General features: G+C 63.2%; 13 protein-coding genes. 8 read left to right on the forward strand and 5 right to left on the reverse strand.

Going from position 1 to position 18386, the window contains the following annotated elements; translation table 11 throughout:
- Window positions 1-158: 158 nt before the first annotated feature.
- From AC070A_RS16275 to AC070A_RS16290, 4 genes are all read right to left on the reverse strand, one after another.
- Window positions 159-4337 carry a translocation/assembly module TamB domain-containing protein gene (locus tag AC070A_RS16275; protein WP_112997082.1) on the reverse strand — a complete coding sequence of 1393 codons (4179 nt, stop codon included), beginning with the start codon at window positions 4335-4337 and terminating at the stop codon, window positions 159-161.
- Window positions 4338-4440: 103 nt separating this feature from the next.
- On the reverse strand, window positions 4441-6354 hold the full coding sequence (locus AC070A_RS16280) for an autotransporter assembly complex protein TamA (RefSeq protein WP_113736644.1): 1914 nt from the start codon (window positions 6352-6354) through the stop codon (window positions 4441-4443).
- 269 nt (window positions 6355-6623) lie between these two features.
- Window positions 6624-7853: an MFS transporter gene (locus AC070A_RS16285; protein WP_113736645.1), complete on the reverse strand. Its 1230-nt coding sequence runs from the start codon at window positions 7851-7853 to the stop codon at window positions 6624-6626.
- A gap of 218 nt (window positions 7854-8071) precedes the next feature.
- Complete coding sequence (locus AC070A_RS16290; protein WP_058321762.1) at window positions 8072-8329, reverse strand: YMGG-like glycine zipper-containing protein; 258 nt, start codon at window positions 8327-8329, stop codon at window positions 8072-8074.
- A 430-nt stretch (window positions 8330-8759) separates the two neighbouring features.
- Here AC070A_RS16290 and AC070A_RS16295 point away from each other — a divergent pair, with 430 nt between their 5' ends.
- From AC070A_RS16295 to hemA, 4 genes are all read left to right on the forward strand, one after another.
- Window positions 8760-9248 (forward strand): (2Fe-2S)-binding protein, encoded by a 489-nt coding sequence (locus AC070A_RS16295; protein ID WP_034802397.1) that lies wholly within the window; start codon window positions 8760-8762, stop codon window positions 9246-9248.
- An 81-nt stretch (window positions 9249-9329) separates the two neighbouring features.
- Complete coding sequence (locus AC070A_RS16300; RefSeq protein WP_112997303.1) at window positions 9330-11675, forward strand: xanthine dehydrogenase family protein molybdopterin-binding subunit; 2346 nt, start codon at window positions 9330-9332, stop codon at window positions 11673-11675.
- 15 nt (window positions 11676-11690) lie between these two features.
- On the forward strand, window positions 11691-12488 hold the full coding sequence (locus AC070A_RS16305) for an FAD binding domain-containing protein (RefSeq protein ID WP_057255057.1): 798 nt from the start codon (window positions 11691-11693) through the stop codon (window positions 12486-12488).
- 330 nt (window positions 12489-12818) lie between these two features.
- Entirely contained in the window at window positions 12819-14033 is a 1215-nt protein-coding gene (gene hemA / locus AC070A_RS16310; RefSeq protein ID WP_057255058.1) for a 5-aminolevulinate synthase, read from the forward strand.
- Between the two features lie 250 nt (window positions 14034-14283).
- Here hemA and dxr read toward each other — a convergent pair whose 3' ends face one another.
- Window positions 14284-15459: a 1-deoxy-D-xylulose-5-phosphate reductoisomerase gene (gene dxr / locus AC070A_RS16315; RefSeq protein ID WP_113133425.1), complete on the reverse strand. Its 1176-nt coding sequence runs from the start codon at window positions 15457-15459 to the stop codon at window positions 14284-14286.
- Window positions 15460-15668: 209 nt separating this feature from the next.
- Between dxr and AC070A_RS16320 the strand changes: the two genes are divergently transcribed.
- From AC070A_RS16320 to AC070A_RS16335, 4 genes are all read left to right on the forward strand, one after another.
- Window positions 15669-16391: an META domain-containing protein gene (locus AC070A_RS16320; RefSeq protein WP_112997068.1), complete on the forward strand. Its 723-nt coding sequence runs from the start codon at window positions 15669-15671 to the stop codon at window positions 16389-16391.
- A 133-nt stretch (window positions 16392-16524) separates the two neighbouring features.
- Window positions 16525-16686: a Thivi_2564 family membrane protein gene (locus tag AC070A_RS16325; protein WP_089044368.1), complete on the forward strand. Its 162-nt coding sequence runs from the start codon at window positions 16525-16527 to the stop codon at window positions 16684-16686.
- Between the two features lie 135 nt (window positions 16687-16821).
- Window positions 16822-17190, forward strand: a complete 369-nt coding sequence (locus AC070A_RS16330) for a VOC family protein (RefSeq protein WP_110878799.1) — start codon at window positions 16822-16824, stop codon at window positions 17188-17190.
- Window positions 17191-17242: 52 nt separating this feature from the next.
- Entirely contained in the window at window positions 17243-18313 is a 1071-nt protein-coding gene (locus tag AC070A_RS16335) for a phosphatase PAP2 family protein (protein ID WP_162728185.1), read from the forward strand.
- Window positions 18314-18386: the final 73 nt, after the last annotated feature.

Below are 18386 nucleotides of genomic sequence, written 5' to 3' on the forward strand. Positions count from 1 at the left end.
CAATCACCTGAAAAATGAATGCAGCAAATCGGCCGTGACGGCGGCTGATGCCGATGTAGGTACGCATTCGCGCGGCTGCGGATCGTATTCGGTCCGCAGGCCATATCTTGATCTGATCAAAATGTCGTCGAGGAGCGCGACGCCAGACAAACCGCCCCTCAATATTCCTTTTCGAAGAAGATACCGCCCGAGGCCGAGCCGTCGCCGGCGGCCGAGCCCTTGAGTTTCACGCCCTTGCCGACATCGAGATTGATGACCGCCTTGCTGGAGGCGGAATCAGAGCCCTGCTGCAGCTCGATATAGGTCCGGTCGTTGAGATACTTGCCGGCGCGCACCGAAGCGCCGCCGTGCTCGTCGGTGGTGACGTCGAGGTCGTCGACGCCGAGCTTGTTGCGCAGGCCATCAAGCAGCGACGTCGAGCCTCCGCCGGCAAGCTGGCTGACGGCGGAGGCGAGCTGGGCGATCTGGAAGGCCGAGAGGTTCGACAGCGACCGGTTGAAGATCAGCTGTGCCAGGATCTCGTCCTGCGGCAGCGCCGGCGATGACGAGAAGGCGATCTGCGGATTGTTAGCGAGGCCCGCAACCGAGACTGTGATGGTCGTCGAGCCGACGCTGGAGGTCGCCTTGAGGTCAAGCGTCGGGATCAGGTCGCCACCGAAGCCGATATTGCCGTCGGTGAAGGTCAGGCGCTTGCCGAGGATTTCGAGGCGCCCGCGGCGCATTTCGAAGCCGCCGGAAACGATCGGCTGCACGGCCGTGCCCCGGATCGTCAGGTTGCCACCGAGTTCGGCGTCGATGCCGCGGCCGCGCACGAAGACCTGGTTGGCGGCAACTGCCAGATCGAAGGCGATGCCGCCGCTGGCATTGGCGCCGGCTGCCGGCACCTCGTCCTTGCGCAGGTCCTTGACCATTTTCTGCACCTTGGGCGGCGCATTCTTGTGCTTGATGTCGATTGCCGAGAGCGAGGTGGGCAGCTTCTCGGGAATGGTGATCGATGCCTTGCGGATCGTAACCTTGCCGCCGAGCGTCGGGGTCGCGACCAGCGGACCGGTCAGCGTCATTTCGCCATTGAGATTGGCGTTGAACAGCGTGCCGTCGACATAGGTGGCATTGTTCAGGCGGATCGTCAGATTGGCCGGGAAGCCGGAGCCGGGGACCGTGCCGACGGTGCCGGTCGCCTCGATCGAGCCGCCGGTCGCGAGATTGGCCGAGAGCTTGGAGATCGTCGCCTGCTTTCCGTCGAGCGCGACATTGGCGGTCAGATCGTTCAGTGCCAGGTTGCGGCGCACGTCGACGAGCCGCCCGCCGGATGTCGTGACGGTGCCGGCGATCTGCGGCGCCTTGGCGGAGCCGGAAATCGCGAGGTTGATGCCGGCCTGGCCCGTGAGCGTGAAGCCTTTTTCCGCCATCAGGTTGGCAATGAGGGCAAAGGGTAGGTTGCCGTTGAACTTCATTGCGATCGGCATGTTGCCGCCGATATCGACATTGCCGCCGCCCTTGAAGGAAAGGCCGCTGGCGCCCGAAAGCGTCGTGTCGAGCGTTACCTTGTTGTTGGCGAACTTGCCGTTGGCGGCGATGTCGAAGGCGGCGACCCCGGCCGTGCGTGCGGCGGCCAGCGACGCGCCAGACCATTTGAGGTTGTAGGCGACGACAGGTGCGGACGTTGCGCCAGCGACGTCGACGGTGCCGGCGATCGTGCCCTCGGCGCCGAGGTCCGGGACAAAAGCGTTGGCCAGCGCTGCGGGCAGCGCATTGAGCTTGGCGGTGATGTCGAGTTTTTCGCCGGCCGTTCCGTTGACCGCGATGGTGCCCTTCGATGCCTGGATCGTCAGCGCGTTGAGGCGGACGGTGCCGTTTTCGATGGCGATGACCGTCGGCTGCGCGAGCTTCAGCGGGATGCCCTTTGGCGTCGCGCCGAAGGAGGCGAGGCGAATTTCCGTGCGTCCCTTCGCACTCGTGAGATCGCCCTTAGCCGTGAGCGGGCCACCATCATATTTGCCGTCGATCGAAAAGCCGGTGCGTCCCGCCTGCTGCTGGAAATCGACGGCGAGGCCGGCAACGCGGTTGGCGCCTTGAGCGATGGTTTCGGCGCGCACGCTGCCCTTGATGGCGAGGGCCGCGACATCGGAGATCGTGATATCGGCAGTCGGCTTGGCGATCGTCAGGGCATCACGCTTGATGCCGCTGCCGCCGGCCTTGACGACGACGGAGGTGATGCCGTTTGCGGTCTTGATTGCGGCCGACCCGTTGAGATCGCCAGAGGCTTTCTGCCCGGCCATGGCGGCAAGCAGGCCGAGATCGGGCAGGTTGAAATCGATCTTGCCGTCCGGTTTGAAGTCCGGGGTGAAACTGATCGCACCGGTCAGCTTGTTTTCACCGATCCTGGCTTCGAGCACGGGGATCGCGGTGCGTCCGTCCTTGGAGACGACGTCGGCCTTGACGTCGATCGCCTGGCCGTCGAGCGCACCGGTTGCGGTCAGGCTCGCCTGCGGGCTCGAGGGGTTGGCCTTCGCGTCGGCCTTGATCGTGAGGTCGCTGAGGGTGCGTCCGGCGAGCGTGGCGCCGCTCGAGGTCAGTTCGGCCTTGATGCCGAGTTCGGCGAGCGGGCCGGTCACGGCTGCGGTAAACTCAGCCTCGCCCTTGGCGTCAGCCAGAAGCTTGCCGAGATTGGGCAGCTTTCCCTTGAGATCGGTGGTCAGTTGTCCCTGGGCCAAGGCTATCGTGCCGGCCGCCTCGATCGTGCTCGATTTGAGCTCGAGGCCCTCGACGGTCACGCTGCCGTCGGTCGCCGTCTTCACTTCGCCGGCAAGCGCGATGGTCCCGTCGAACTTCGCTGCCGCAGCCGGCGGCAGAGCCTCCGGAACGGTAAAGAGCTTGAACGCGGCGGCAACTGTGTTTTCCTCACGTGAGACGGCACCGGTGACCGAACCGCCAATGCCGGGGCTTTCGATCGTCACCGGATCGAAGACGATGTTCTCCTTCGTCACCGACAGGCTGGCGTCGATCTTCATTGGCGCCTGGACCAGCCGGGTGACGTTGGCGTCGACGAAGCCTGCCTCACCGACTTCGATCACCGTTTTTAGCGGGCCTGATTGTGTAGCGAGGTTGAAGCCGTCGCTGCGCGCCGACAGCTTGACGGCGCCAAGTGCCGCGTCCGGCAGCGTCACGGAGGCGACGTCGGCGGCGAGATCGAGGATTGCGGCCTGCGCGTCGCCGATCAGCGACAGGTTGACGGCGTTGATCTTTGCCTGGGCCTCGCCCTTCTGCAGCGGCCAGCGGAAGTCGATCGCGCCGTTGGTGCCGGCAAGCCGGGCCTGCAGATTGTTGTCGCCCTTGCTGTCGAAGGTGCCGAAGGCGCCAAAGGTCAGCGCGCCGGTCGCGATCTGCCCCTTGTCGACGCGCACCATGCCCTGGCCGTTGAACGCGGCTGCGACGTCGATGCTGGTCTCGCCCTCGAACATCGCACGCAGTGCCGGCGGCATCAGCGAACCGAAGCCGCCGCCGCCAGTGACGGTGAGCCGATGCATGCCGTCGGGTGTCTGGACGTGGCGACCGTCGAGCTTGAGGATCTCGCTGCCGTCGAGCGCGGCCGTGGCAGTGCCGGCCCAGTCGGAAAGAGGACCTTCGCCGGTCAGCTTGATGTTGACCGCGGGCTCGTTGGGCAGGCGAAGGAGTTTTGCGAGCACGCCGTTGTTGGGCTCATCGACGGTTGCCTCCAGCTTCAGCTCGTTGCCCGCCGGGTTGAAGACGATATCGGCGACGGCGCGCGCTTCCGGCCGGTCACGCTGGGCGGCGGTCAGGCTGAGGGCAATGCTCTCGTTGGTCGCATTGATCTTGCCGCTGGCGGTCAGGAACTGATCTTCGCCGGCGATTGCCTTGCCGATGACGATCTCCTTGAGATCGATCGCGTCGATCTTGACGTCGACGGGAAGCGCGAAGGTCGCGCGCACTTCCTTGGTCTCGGTCGAGGGGATCGGCAGGCGTTCGACACGCACCGAGCCGGCGGACAACGCCGCGGCGTCGAAGCGGAAGGAGAGGAGGGCCGCCGGCGACCAGTTGAGCTTGAGGTCGCGGACCTCCGCATAGACGCCTTGGCCGTCGAAAAGCGTGATGCTTCCTGCCGCAAACTCACCTGTCAGCAGCGCACTCGGATCAGCGATCCGCACGATCTGGTCAGGCGTTGCCGCATATTTCTCGATTGCCCAGGCGACGAGGCGGGCGCCTGGAGTCGTGAAGCCCACGAAGGCGACGAGAAGGAGGGCAACGACCGCAATCACGCCAAGCACACGAAGGCCATAGCGCAGCGTCGCGCGAAGGAAGCGGACGACCTGATTCATGCTCTACCCTTAGCGCAAGTTGCGCTGCAGCGGAATCGCCGCAGGGCGAAACTATCGCGCAATGACGGCAATTTGCCGGTTCTTGCTGGAGAATCGGCCCTACTCAGAACGATTGGCCGATACCGGCATAGATGCCGTACTTGGTGCCACCGGGATATTTGTTGAGCGGCACGGCGAAGTCGAGACGGATGGGGCCGAAGGGCGTGGCATAACGCAGGCCGATGCCGGCGCCGGCGCGAATGTCGGAGAAATCGGGCGTCGTTTTCGCCGACACCGTGCCGGCATCGATAAACGGCACCACGCCGATCGTGTCGGTGATCGCGATGCGGGCTTCAAGCGAGGCGTTGACATAGGAACGCCCGCCGGTCTCCTCGTTGTCGGCGTTGCGCGGGCCGATCTCCTGGTAGGAGTAGCCGCGCACGGAACCGCCACCGCCAAGATAGAAGCGACGGTTCGCCGGGATATCCTCAAGCCCGCTGCCGCCGACGAGCACGCCGGCGCCGATCTTGCCGGCGAGAACGAAACGCTTCTCGTCGCCGAGCGCATGGTAGCCCGATGCCGACGCTTCGAAGGACGAGAAGAAGGTCTGGCCTTTGATCTCGTAGCTCGGCTTGGCGTTGATCATCGCCCGGTAGCCGTCGGTCGCGTTCAGCTTGTCGTCGCGAGTGTCGCGCACATATTCGAGCGGAATGGCGGCAGTCAGGTAGGAGTTCGAGCCGAAGGCGTCGTCGATGTTGGCCCAGCTCAGCTCGCCGCCACCGGACACGGTGTCGGTCGGCGAGAGTTCGAATGTGGCGCCGGCAGCACCCGTCAGGATCTTGGCGCGGTAGGCGTCCGGATCCTGGATGTTGGCCTTGAGGCTGGCGGTAAAGGTCGAGGCGGGGCCGAAGGCGCCGGGCTTGGCGAAGAGGATGCCGACCGAATAGTCGAGCCTGTCCAGTTCCTTCGTCTCGCCGATGCGGTCGACCGAGCCTTCTATGCGCAGCGATTCCGCCCGCCCGAAGAGATTACGGTGTCCCCAATAACCCGAGACACCCAGACCATCGGTGGTCGAAACCTGCGCACCGAAGCCGAAATATTTATGCTTGCCTTCCGAGACCTCGATCTTCATTGGGATCGATCCGTCAGGCGACAGCGTGTTGGCTTCCTTGATCGTCACGCTTGAGAACACGCCGAGCTGGCGCAGGCGCTCGGATGCCTTGCGGATATCCTCGGGCGAATAGGGGCGCCCTTCGTTGAGGCGCGAATAGTCGCGCACGAAACCGGGATCGACGGTCTTGGTTCCCGATACGCTGACATCGCCGACAGGCGCGACCGGCCCGCCGCTTGCGCCGATGACGACGTCGACGGTGGAATTGGCGTGGTTGGCGACGGCGCTGCGTTCGGTGAGCTTGGCGAGTGGCCGGCCCTGCTCGCGCAGGTCGTTCACGACCTTTTCGCCAGCCTTGATGATCAGGGTCGAATCGGCGCGTGCGCCGGCAGGCAGGCCATAGTTATCAGGATTGAAGCCGGCCGCATCACCTTCGAACCTGACGGAACCGACCGTAAAGGCGGGGCCGGGCGTGACGGTGACCGTTACCGGGATCGCCTGCCCGTCGGGGAAGGCGGGATCCGGCGGCAGGCTGTCGATGTCCTGGCCGTTGACGCGAATTGCCACGGTGCCGCCGTAGCGGGCCTTTTCGTAGAGGGCGGCGAGCAGCCGGTCGCGATCGTCGCGCGCGCGGATGGCAAGACCGAGATCGCCGGACACGGGCTTTTCCTGACCCTGGACGAGCTGCGAGCTGTTTTCCAGCGCTTCCTTCAGTTCCTTGTCTTCGGTGCCGGCGTCGAAGGTAAGCGTATAGTTGACCGGGTCGATGACCGGCGCTTCCTCTTCGTCGCTCTCGAAGAACTTCATGCCGAAGAGCTTGAAGGCATGGGCGTTTTTGGCGGAAATCGGGCCGAGCGCAAACGAGAAGGCGACTGCAAGCGCAGTTGCGGCCTTCCAGTACGCAATACTCGACCGTGGTGGGGACATTCGCTTCCGCATCCCGTCTTCAGGCGACCCAATACAAACTGCCTGCTTATGCGGCCGGGTCACTATTGCATGCCTAAGGTTTTCCATCTGTTAACGATGACAGCCGGCTGCATCCACCCCTGATACCGATTTTCGGTGCCGTTTTCCGGGAAAAAGCTCCGAAATGTTGTCGGCGCAGCACAACCATAGGCTCCGGACGGACGGTTGCCAGCCAGGCGCGCCGGCATTTTGCTGGGTGTTTGGCTGGTTTTGTCCGCGGATCGTCGGGCCTATGCGGCTTCCGGCAGTGCCCGCAACTGCGGCACGCGAGAGGCTATGATAACGAGAAACTGGACCAGGAAACCCGTCGCGGCAACGGCCAGGCATGCCTCGACGCCGAAACGCGTGGCGACGACGGCACCCAGCGCTGCGCCGATCGGCCGCGCGCCGAACGTGGCTGTGGTGATGAAGGCGGAAACCCGACCCAGCATCGCATTCGGCGTGACGGCCTGGCGCAAGGTGAGGGTGGCGATCGACCAGAGCACAGGCCCTGCGCCAAAGAGGAAGAAGCTCAAGCCGGCAAGAACGCCGGATGGCATCCAGATCGTCGAGAGCATCACGGCGGCCGCCGCCAACCCGCCGAGCGGACCAAGCGCAATCATCACGCCGAAGGGGACACGGCGCGCAATGGCGGGCGCGGCGAATGCGCCGATCATCATGCCGGCGCCATAGATGCCGAGCGTGATGCCGACGCCTGTCGCCGTCATGCCGAGGGTTTGAATGGCATAAGCGACATAGACCGCCTGCAGCACGAACCAGGCGGTGTTGAAGACTATCGCCGTGACGAGGATCGGCCTGAGCAGCGTGTGGCCGGCAAGGAACCGTGCGCCTTCGGTCAGATCCTGCAGAAGTTTGCGTTTTGCCGCGGCGGGTTGGTGATGCTCGCCAAGGCCGGCAAGCAGGACGACGGAGAGAAGAGAAAGGCATGTGGCAGCGACATAGGCCAGGGATGCGTCCGTCCATGCGACGATCGCGCCGCCGATCGCCGGCCCGCCCGAATAGGCAAGGCTGCGGGCGAGTTCCAGCCAGCGGTTGGCATCGGCCAGTTGGGCGCGGGGAACGATCACCGGAATAAGGGCAGGGGCAGCGACATTGTAACAAACGGTGCCGATGGCACCGACGAACCCCATCGCAGCCAGAAGCGGCAGGGTCAAAAGGCCGCTGACCATCAGGAGCAGCGTGGCGACCAGCGACAGCGCGCGCAGCATTTCCGAGGAGACCATCAGCCTCAGTCGCGAGGCGCGATCGGCGACGAGCCCGGCCGGAATGGCGAGCAGGAGAAACGGAAGTGTCTGGGCCATCTGCAGCCATCCGGTTTCCGCCGGACCGGCGGCGAGCAGCAGCACCGCGGCGAGCGGAGCGGCAGCCAGCGCCATCTGCTCCGAGAATTGCGCAAAAAGATTGGACCAGCCGATCCGCTTGAAGGCTGGCGGCAGTGGATTGCCTGGTGATTTCGACATGTGACGGCCTCGATGGATGATACTTCGAGGACAGCAGACGGATTTGCGCGGCCGATAACCACCCGGTTTGCGCGCGTCGGATCATTTCTTGGGGGTATGCCTAGCTTCGCCGGCGCGTCCGGAACGAAAAACCCCCTCAGGCTTTGCGCCATGAGGGGGGTAATTGGATCCTACGGAGAGCTTGCGCTACGCCGAAGGATGACCGTCTTCGCTACGCCTTAGCGCGGGCAAGAGTCGATGTAGCGGCGGCCATAGCGGTCGCGGTAGTAGCACTGGCCCGGCTGCTCGGTGACGTTGCCGATGACTGCGCCGGAAACGCCGCCGATGGCCGCGCCGACCGCTGCGCCACGGACGTCGCCGGTGACAGCGCCGCCGATGATCGCGCCGGAAACGGCACCGATGCCGGCGCCTTTTTCCGTCTGGGTGCAGCTTGCGACCGATAGGGCGACCAGCACAAGTGCGATGGCTTTCTTCATGTTGTTCTCTCCGATCTCTACGGATCTTAAGCCTAGCGCTCAGTCCGTCCCGTGGATGATGGCGAAGCCGGGAACATCCCGCTCCACCTGAACTTGCAGTTCGGAAAATACGCGGTCCCTATTGAAAGTCTACGGGGACCTGCGGCTTCTTCCGGCGCGCAAGATAATGATATCGTTCCTGAACGGGACATGAAGGCTCAGTTCCGCGAGATACAACCCGCGTGGAAAAATATTGTCGTCCGGCGGGCGGTAGCGGTTGCGGCATTCCCAAAAAAGACAAATGATACAAACAAGCCTGCGACATCCGGAGGAGCGGATCCGTGGGCGACGGGCATCGATATCAGTTGGCGCGTACCCTAGTCGCGTGAACCATCTCACCCGACTTTTCGGCCGCGCTCGTGTTGGCATTGACCGACCCCGGAGGAGCGAAATGGCGAAAGTAACAATGACGGTCAACGGCCGTCAGGTGAGCGGTCATTGCGACGACCGCACACTGCTGGTGCAATTCATACGCGAAAATCTCGGACTGACCGGCACCCATGTCGGCTGCGACACGTCGCAGTGCGGCGCCTGCGTCATCCATATGGACGGAAAATCGGTCAAGAGCTGTTCCATCCTCGCCGCACAGGCGGCCGGATCCACGATCACCACCATCGAAGGGTTGGCGGCGGACGGCGAACTCCATCCGGTGCAGGCGGCGTTCAAGGCCAATCACGGCCTGCAATGCGGCTTCTGCACACCCGGCATGGTGATGACGGCCGTCGACATGATCCGAAGGCACCAGGGCCAACTGGACGAGGCGACGGTGCGCGCCGAGCTCGAAGGCAACATCTGTCGCTGTACCGGCTATCACAATATCGTCAAGGCGATCCTTGCTGCCGCCGCTGAGATGAGCGGCGCCCGCGTGGCCGCAGAATAGCGGTAGATTTGGGGGCGGGACCTCGCCCCGAAGGCATGTCATCGAAGGACTGTCGCTGGATATCTCGGGAGGAGATAGGCAATGGGCGTTGAAGGCATTGGCGCGCGGGTGGCGCGCAAGGAAGACAAGCGGTTCCTGACCGGAAAGGGCCGCTATACGGACGACATGTCCGTGCCGGGCATGAAATATGCGGTGTTCGTGCGCAGCCCGCATGCGCACGCGAAGATTCTGAAGGTGGACGCGTCTGCGGCCAAGGACATGCCCGGCGTGATCGACGTGCTCGACGGCAAGCAGATCCTCGCCGACGGTATCGGCAACCTGATCTGCGGCTGGATGATCCACTCCAAGGACGGATCGCCGATGAAGATGGGCGCCTGGCGGCCGCTTGCGCACGAGACCGTGCGTTATGTAGGTGATGCCGTGGCGATCGTCGTTGCCGATAGCGTGGCCGAGGCACGCGATGCGGCCGAGGCGGTCGTCGTCGATTATCAGGAACTTCCCGTCGTGATCGATGCGTCGAAAGCGCTCGAGGCGGGACAGCCACAGCTTCATCCGGAAGCGCCCAACAACCTGATCTTCGACTGGCAGATCGGCGACGAATCGGAGACTGACAAGGCGATCGCATCGGCCGCGCATGTCACCGAGGTCACGATTCATAACAACCGGCTCTCGCCCAATCCGATGGAGCCGCGGGCCGCACTTGGCATCTATGACGCCGGCGACGACCACTACACCTGCTACACCACCAGCCAGAACCCGCATGTGGCGCGGCTGGTGATGAGCGCCTTCTATAATGTCGCTCCGGAAAACAAGCTCAGGGTGATCGCGCCCGATGTCGGCGGTGGCTTCGGCTCGAAGATCTATATCTATCCGGAGGAGATCGTCTGTCTCTGGGCGTCGAAGCGCACCGGCGTGCCGGTCAAATGGACATCGGATCGGACCGAGGCGTTCCTGACCGATGCGCATGGCCGCGACCACGTGTCGACGGTGAAGATGGCCTTCGATGCGAACAATCGCATCATCGGGCTGAAGGTCGACACGATCGCCAATCTCGGCGCCTATATGTCGCTCTTCTCCTCGGCGGTGCCGACCTATCTCTATGCGACGCTGCTTTCCGGCCAGTACGACATCCCGGCGATCCACGCGAATGTGCGCACGGTCTACACTAACACCGCACCGGTGGATGCCTATCGCGGCGCCGGGCGGCCGGAGGCGACCTATCTGCTCGAACGCACCATGGAGACGGCGGCGCGCGAACTCGGGGTCTCACCGGCGGAACTGAGGCGGGTCAACTTCATCCGCTCCTTCCCGCACCAGACGCCCGTGATCATGAACTATGACGCGGGCGACTACGAAGCGTCGCTGAACGCAGCGATGCAGGCGGCTGACTGGAACGGCTTTGCCGCCCGCAAGGCGGAAGCCGATCGCCGCGGCATGAAGCGCGGCATCGGCATGAGTTGCTACATCGAGGCCTGCGGCATCGCGCCGTCGGCGGCGGTGGGCTCCCTCGGGGCCGGCGTCGGTCTGTGGGAATCGGCCGAGGTGCGGGTCAATGCGGTCGGCACGATCGAGGTCTTGACCGGCTCGCACAGCCACGGCCAGGGCCACGAGACCACCTTTGCACAGCTCGTCGCCGACCGCTTCGGCGTTCCGATCGACAGCGTCAACATCGTGCATGGCGATACCGACAAGGTGCAGATGGGCATGGGCACCTACGGCTCGCGCTCCGGCGCCGTCGGCATGTCCGCCGTCGTCAAGGCACTCGACAAGGTGGAGGCCAAGGCGAAGAAGATCGCCGCGCATCTGATGGAAGCGGACGAAAGCGACATCGTGATTGAGAACGGCGAACTGAAGGTTGCCGGCACCGACAAGGCGGTGCCCTGGTTCCAGATGGCGCTTGCCGCCTACACCGCCCATAACCTGCCCGCGGGCATGGAGCCGGGCCTGAAGGAGGGCGCCTTCTACGATCCGGCCAACTTCACCTTCCCGGCCGGTTGCTACATCTGCGAGGTGGAGGTCGATCCCGATACGGGGCGGACCAAGATCGTCCAGTTCGTCGCCGCCGACGACTTCGGCAATATCATCAACCCGATGATCGTCGAGGGGCAGGTTCATGGCGGCATTGCCCAGGGCATCGGCCAGGCACTGCTCGAAGGGGTACACTACGACCCCTCGGGCCAGCTGCTGACGGCAAGCTACATGGACTACGCCATGCCGCGTGCCGACGATCTGCCGTCGTTCCAGGTCTCGACCTCGAACACGCCCTGCCCGAACAATCCCTTGGGGATCAAGGGTTGCGGTGAGGCGGGCGCGATCGGCTCGCCGCCGGCGCTGATCAACGCCATTACGGATGCCATCGGCAACAACGCGCTCACCATGCCGGCAACACCGCAGAAGGTGTGGGCGGCGGCGCACGCGGCCAAGTGAACGGGAGGACACCGCATGTACGAGACCCAATATCACCGGGCGTCCTCGGTTCAGGATGCCGTCAGCCGAATGGAAGCGGCCGGCGAAGGCAAGTATGTCTCCGGCGGCATGACGCTGATCCCGACGATGAAGCAGCGGCTGGCGGCACCGAGCGATCTCATTGACCTCCGGCATATCGCCGAGATGCAAGGCATCACGGTTTCCGGCCGGTCAGTGCGGATCGGCGCCGCCACGACACATTATGACGTGGCGTCGGCGGCGGCGCTCAAAGCCGTCTGTCCGGCGATCTGCAGCCTTGCCAGCCATATCGGCGACCCGCATGTGCGGCACATGGGCACGATCGGCGGTTCCATCGCCAACAACGACCCGGCGGCCGATTATCCGGCGGCGATGCTGGCGCTCGGTGCGACGATCGTGACCAACAAGCGCGAGATTGCGGCAGATGATTTCTTCACCGGCCTGTTCGAAACAGCGCTGGAGGACAGCGAGATCGTCACCGCCATCAGCTTCGAAGCGCCTGCCAAGGCTGCCTATCAGAAGTTCGCCAATCCGGCATCGCGCTACGCGATGACCGGTGTGTTCGTCGCGCGACGGGACAATGGCGACGTCCGGGTGGCCGTTACCGGAGCGGGAGCGAACGGGGTGTTCCGGCATGGCGATATGGAGGCGGCGCTGGTTGCCAACTGGTCGCCGGACGCGCTCAGCAATGTCAGCGTCGATGCCTCGGAACTGCTCTCCGACATTCACGCCGACGCGGCCTACCGCGCCAATCTGGTGAAGGTCATGGCCAAGCGCGCCGTGGCGGCGGCCTGACCGGCATGGGGTATCGCCAAACAGCAAAAAAAGGGGGCGGCTTCGGCCGTCCTTTTTTCATCCTTGCTTGACTTCGATCAAGCTTGAAGAGATGAACATGCGCTAGGGCTTTCTTTGGAATGTTTCAAAACTAGGGCTCTCCAGGTTGAAACGGTTTCAGTGAAAGCAGCGAAGATGCTTCGGTCCGAAAATGCTAGATCATTCCGGATGCATTCATTGGACACGCAGCGCTTCAGGGGCCTTTTGCCGCAGTTGGCAGATGCCGAGCATTCCGAGGTTGACCCCAGGTCGCTTTGATTGAAGAAAAGCGACCGGGCACTGGAGAAAATGATGGATTTCGAGAATTTCTTTAAGAACGAGCTGGACGGGCTGCATCAGGAAGGCCGCTACCGGGTTTTCGCAGACCTCGCCCGTCATCGCGGCAACTTCCCGAAGGCAGCGCGCCACACGGCTGCGGGCGTTCAGGAAGTCACCGTCTGGTGTTCGAACGACTATCTCGGCATGGGCCAGCATTCCATCGTCACCGAGGCGATGAAGCGCGCCATCGACGAATGCGGCGCCGGCGCCGGCGGCACCCGCAACATCTCCGGTACCAACCATTACCACGTCCTGCTTGAGCGCGAGCTCGCGGACCTGCACGGCAAGGAATCGGCGCTGCTGTTCACCTCGGGCTACGTGTCCAACTGGGCCGCACTCGGGACGCTCTGTTCGAAGATTCCTGGCGTCATCGTCTTCTCGGACGCCGGGAATCACGCTTCGATGATCGAGGGGATCCGTCACTCCAAGTGCGAACGCGTCATCTTCAAGCACAATTCGGTCGCTGACCTCGAAGCCAAGCTCGCCGCCGCCGATCCGCGCGCGCCGAAGATCATCGCGTTTGAGTCGGTTTATTCGATGGACGGCGACATCGCGCCGATCAAGGAATTCTGCGACCTCGCCGACAAGTACGGCGCCATGACCTATCTCGACGAAGTGCATGCCGTCGGCATGTACGGTCCGCGCGGTGGCGGTATTGCCGAGCGCGAAGGCCTGATGCATCGCCTGACGGTGATCGAAGGCACGCTCGGCAAGGCCTTCGGCGTCATGGGTGGCTATATCACCGGTTCTGCGGCGCTCTGCGACTTCATCCGCTCGTTTGCCTCCGGCTTCATCTTCACCACGGCGCTGCCGCCAACGCTTGCCGCCGGTGCGCTCGCCTCGATCCGCCACCTGAAGGAAAGCCAGGTCGAACGCTTCGCACACCAGGAGCGCGTCCGTCGTCTGCGTTCGCTGCTCGACCAGCGCGGCATTCCGCATATGCCGAACCCGAGCCATATCGTGCCGGTCATGGTTGGCGACGCTGCCAAGTGCAAGTGGATCTCCGACCTGCTGCTCGACAATTTCGGCGTCTATGTGCAGCCGATCAACTATCCGACGGTGCCCAAGAAGACCGAGCGCCTGCGCATCACCCCGACGCCGCTGCATTCGGATGCCGATATCGACCATCTCGTCAACGCGCTGCATTCGCTGTGGTCGCGCTGTGCGCTGGCCCGCGCGGTCGCGTAAGCGGCGGCTTAGCTTCCGAGAAGTATGCCCCTCACCCTAACCCTCTCCCCGCTCGCGGGGAGAGGGAACGAGGACAACGGCTGAACTCTGTGTCCGTTCAATGCCGAAACACCGCCTCTCTCCATTCAGAGAAGCAGGAACTTCGAGCGTTAGGGGCGGATCAGAGCGGGTGCTGCAACGTCCCTTCGCCCCGCTTGCGGGGAGAAGGTGCCGGCAGGCGGATGAGGGGCGGGATGCCCGACCAGACCAGTTATTGAAGCAGCCCGGCCGCGAGATGCCGGGCTTTTTCGTCGGCGGCGAAGACATCGTCCATCGATGTAGCCGCCGGCAGGTCGGCGAGCTTGTCCATGACCTTCTCGACGATCTCCGCCATGGCGAGAAAGCCGGTTCGTCCGGCGATGAAGGCGTCGAGCGCCGTTTCCTTGGCGCCGTTGAGCACGGCCCCCTGCACGCCGCCCTCGACCATGGCGCGGCGCGCCAGGCGGATTGCCGGGAAGCGCACTTCGTCCGGCGCTTCGAAATCGAGGCGCGACAGCTTGGCGAAATCGAGCCGTTCGATCGGCAGGCTGCAGCGGCTCGGATAGGCGAGTGCGTAGCCGATGGCGGTGCGCATGTCCGGGCAGCCGAGCTGCGCCAGCACCGAGCCATCCGTGTAGCCGACCATCGAATGGATCACCGACTGCGGATGCACGATCACCTCGACCTGTTCCGGCTTGAGGGCAAAGAGGTGCTTCGCCTCGATCATCTCCAGCGCCTTGTTGAACATGGAGGCGCTGTCGATCGAGATCTTGAGGCCCATCGACCAGTTGGGATGGGCGCGGGCGACATCGGCGGTTACATGCCGCATCTCCTCGAGCGACTTGGTGCGGAAGGGGCCACCCGAAGCCGTCAGGATGATGCGCTCGACCGCGTGGCGCTGGTGCTCGTCCAGCACCTGGAAGATGGCATTGTGCTCGCTGTCGACAGGCAGCAGCCGGCCGCCACCCTTCTTCACCGCGTCGATGAAGAGGCTTCCGGCGGAAACCAGGCACTCCTTGTTGGCGAGTGCGATGTCGGCGCCGCGGCGGGCGGCTGCGAGCGTGGGAGCAAGACCGGCATTGCCGACGATCGCCGCCATCACCCAATCGGCATCGCGTTCGGCTGCCTCGATCAGACCGCTTCGGCCGGCGGCGACGGCAATGCCGGTGCCGGCAAGGGCTGCCTTCAGGTTTTCGAATTGGTTTTCGTTGGCGGTGACGGCGAGTTCTGCACCAACCTTCACGGCCTGTTCGGCGAGCAGGGGGATGTTGCCGTTGCCGGTGACAGCGACGACTTCGAAGCGCTCGCGACCGCCAAGGCGCTCGATGACGTCGAGCGTGTTGGTGCCGATCGAACCGGTTGATCCGAGGATCGTCAGTCGGCGCTTCGCACTGTCGCGGGATGCCATACCAATACCCATGTTCTTCTTTTCGGACGGGATGCCCGGCGCAGCCTGCGCTGCGGACACGTGATCTTCGCGAGATCGATCCGAGTTTTTATGTTGTTTGCTAGGCTCTACAGGCGAATTCCGCCGGCAACAAGGGCGCGGTCTTCAATCCGTGTCGTCCACGGGCTAAGAATCGGACTGCTTTGAGTCGGAGCCCGAAGGAGTTCGCGATGCTGAAGATCATTACCGCCGTTTCCTGCGCGTGCGTGACCATCGAGATGGCCTCGATGCAGCCGGTTGCAGCCGAAAACGTTCCGCCGCAGCTCGTCGGTACCTGGCTTGCCGAGGACATCGGTGGCGGCGGCGTCATCGACGATCTGCAATCGACGCTGGAAATCCGCGAGGACGGCACCTATGGCGGCATGGCCGGCTGCAACCATTTCACCGGCACCTTCAGTCTGTCGGGCACGAAGATCACCTTCGGCCCGGCCGCATCGACACGCAAGATGTGCGTGCCGGCGGCGATGACCCAGGAACAGAAATTCCTGGAGGCGCTTGGCAGCGAACTCTCCTGGGCAGTCGACGGATCGAAACTCGTGCTCAGCAAGGCGGAGGGCCGGACCGCGATCAAACTGGCGTCGATGACGGTGGGTTCCGAAGGGATCGACGTGACGTTCCGTGCTCCGGGAGCCGGTGCGGTGAACCGGCAATCGGCGCGTTATGACTGCGGCGGCAAGCCCGTCGAAGCGGAGTACATCAATGCCGGCCCGGTCTCGCTGGTGACTTTCACGATCGACGATACCTTTGTCGTCGCCTCCAATGTGATTGCCGCTTCGGGCGCGAAATATGCCGGCGGCCAGTATATCTGGTGGACCAAGGGCGACGAAGCGACGCTTTTCGACGCGACGAAGGGCGAACAGGACCAGGGCATCGCCTGCAAGCCTGCGCCTTGACGCGGAGGCTGCCCGGCAACTTCTCCAACCAACCCGGCTAAAGAAGTTTCCGGGAGAATCGGAACTTTTACCCTCGCTCCATAGTTACAATCCCGGCGCAATCGCGCTGTCGTTGTGAAAAGGGAGTTGATCCATGGGGCTACTTATCGGAATCCTGATTACGTTCCTTGTCATCGTGTTGGTGCTTTATCTCGTCCAGCGGCTGCCGCTCGACGCGCGCGCCAAACAGATCGTCCAGATCATCGTCATCATCATCGGCATCATCTCTCTGTTGAAATACCTGGCCGTCTTCTGACGCACCTCGTTCCCAACCAATGTGAAAGCCGCCGGCTCCGATGTGCCTGCGGTTTTTCTGCGCGGTCGGTCGATGCTGACGGAAGCTGACAGTCGTTATGTCTAGGGTCGCGTCATCGAAACGGGAGACCCGACCATGCTGTCACCGAACCTCATCCTGCTTTATGTCGAAGACCCGCTGGCGAGCGCACGCTTCTACACCGACCTGCTCGATCGCGAGCCCGCCGCCGCCTTTCCAAGCTATGTCGCCTTCGAACTGAAAAACGGCCTGACCTTCAGTCTCTGGTCCACGGCGGCGAAGGATTTCGTATCCTCCGGCACGGGCCATCGCTCGGAAATCGCCTTCATGGTGAAGGACGATGCCGAGGTCGAGCGGCTCTATGCCGCTTGGCGGGAGCGGGGGCTTACGATCGAGCAGGAGCTGAAAACGGCCGTCTTCGGTCGCACCTTCGTCGCGCTCGACCCGGATGGCCATCGGCTGCGTGTGTGCCGGCCCGATGATTGAAGTGCTGCGAACGCTGTGATTCCGGGTCGATTTTGCCTAAGCCTGCAGGTGGTTGATCCCTATTCGGGAAAGCAGTGACGCGGCCCTTGCTCGAGTTGAACCAAGTATTGCCGGTACTGGCAAAGAATGGTTCTATGTCGATATGGGGGCTAATCGTCGTTTGGTTTCGATCATCGTTGCCGTGACTGTCTTGTTCGCGGCGATCGATGTTGTGTGGCTGCCATTTTCAGTGATCAGCCTTGATCCTCGAAACTTTGGTCACCTTGCGAAGGCGGCGTCGGCCGCTTTGGCTGCCTATCTGATCGGCAGGCTTGTTCTCTACCGCCTGCGCGATGAAAGATCGTGGGCGGCCGGTGCGATGCGATGGGCTGCGGACCGCCTGATTGTACTGGTCGCGGTTTCCACGATCTTTCTACCACTCGGCTTCGTCAGTGCCATCTTCATGTATTTGGCCTCGGCAACCCAGGTTCCCCTGGTCGATGGCAAACTGGCCGCACTCGACGCGGCGCTAGGCTTCGATTGGCGTTCGTTTCTGGAGACGACGAACGGGTCTCCGCCGGTCGCATGGGCATTGGTAATCGCCTATCACAGCCTGACGCCTCAGGTGATTGCGCTGTTTCTCTTGTACAGTGCGGCTCGGCGAGCGGACAAAGCCTTGGAGTTCGTCGCGCTGCTTGCGGTTTCCTCGGTGTTTACCGGCCTGTTGATGGCGATGTTTCCGGCCGCGGGCGCCTATGCCTATTTCGATCCGCCGCCCGAAACCTTCGACGCGTTTACGGCACAAGCCGGGATGTGGCACTACTCCGAACTGCTGAGGCTGAGGTCGGGGGACAACTTCAACCTGTTCGTTGGGAACGCGCAAGGCCTTGTGACTTTCCCCTCCTACCACACGGCCCTTGGAATCATGGTCGTGTATTCCCTGCGCAGCGTTCGCTGGGCCGCCGGCCCGATCGCTGTTTTGAACGCAGTGATGATCATCGGTACGCTGCCGGAAGGTGGACATCATTTGAGTGATGTGATTGCCGGCGCAATGGTCGCTGTGGTTTCAATCCTGGTGGTTAGAGCGGTCATGGGGCTGGGAAGGGAACGGTACCGGCCAGAGCAGGCTGCGACGACACTGTAGGCAATGACCGAAACAAAAAAGGCCGGGGCAAACCCGACCTTCCTCATCACCTTCGATCGACGCCAGTTCATCC

The organism is Ensifer sp. GW101-20A05 (assembly GCF_059424735.1).

Coding starts and splice junctions, on each gene's coding strand:
- AC070A_RS16275 (WP_112997082.1), bottom strand. CDS start 4,337: ATGAATCAGGTCGTCCGCTTCCTTCGCGCGACGCTGCGCTATGGCCTT.
- AC070A_RS16280 (WP_113736644.1), bottom strand. CDS start 6,354: ATGTCCCCACCACGGTCGAGTATTGCGTACTGGAAGGCCGCAACTGCG.
- AC070A_RS16285 (WP_113736645.1), bottom strand. CDS start 7,853: ATGTCGAAATCACCAGGCAATCCACTGCCGCCAGCCTTCAAGCGGATC.
- AC070A_RS16290 (WP_058321762.1), bottom strand. CDS start 8,329: ATGAAGAAAGCCATCGCACTTGTGCTGGTCGCCCTATCGGTCGCAAGC.
- AC070A_RS16295 (WP_034802397.1), top strand. CDS start 8,760: ATGGCGAAAGTAACAATGACGGTCAACGGCCGTCAGGTGAGCGGTCAT.
- AC070A_RS16300 (WP_112997303.1), top strand. CDS start 9,330: ATGGGCGTTGAAGGCATTGGCGCGCGGGTGGCGCGCAAGGAAGACAAG.
- AC070A_RS16305 (WP_057255057.1), top strand. CDS start 11,691: ATGTACGAGACCCAATATCACCGGGCGTCCTCGGTTCAGGATGCCGTC.
- hemA (WP_057255058.1), top strand. CDS start 12,819: ATGGATTTCGAGAATTTCTTTAAGAACGAGCTGGACGGGCTGCATCAG.
- dxr (WP_113133425.1), bottom strand. CDS start 15,459: ATGGCATCCCGCGACAGTGCGAAGCGCCGACTGACGATCCTCGGATCA.
- AC070A_RS16320 (WP_112997068.1), top strand. CDS start 15,669: ATGCTGAAGATCATTACCGCCGTTTCCTGCGCGTGCGTGACCATCGAG.
- AC070A_RS16325 (WP_089044368.1), top strand. CDS start 16,525: ATGGGGCTACTTATCGGAATCCTGATTACGTTCCTTGTCATCGTGTTG.
- AC070A_RS16330 (WP_110878799.1), top strand. CDS start 16,822: ATGCTGTCACCGAACCTCATCCTGCTTTATGTCGAAGACCCGCTGGCG.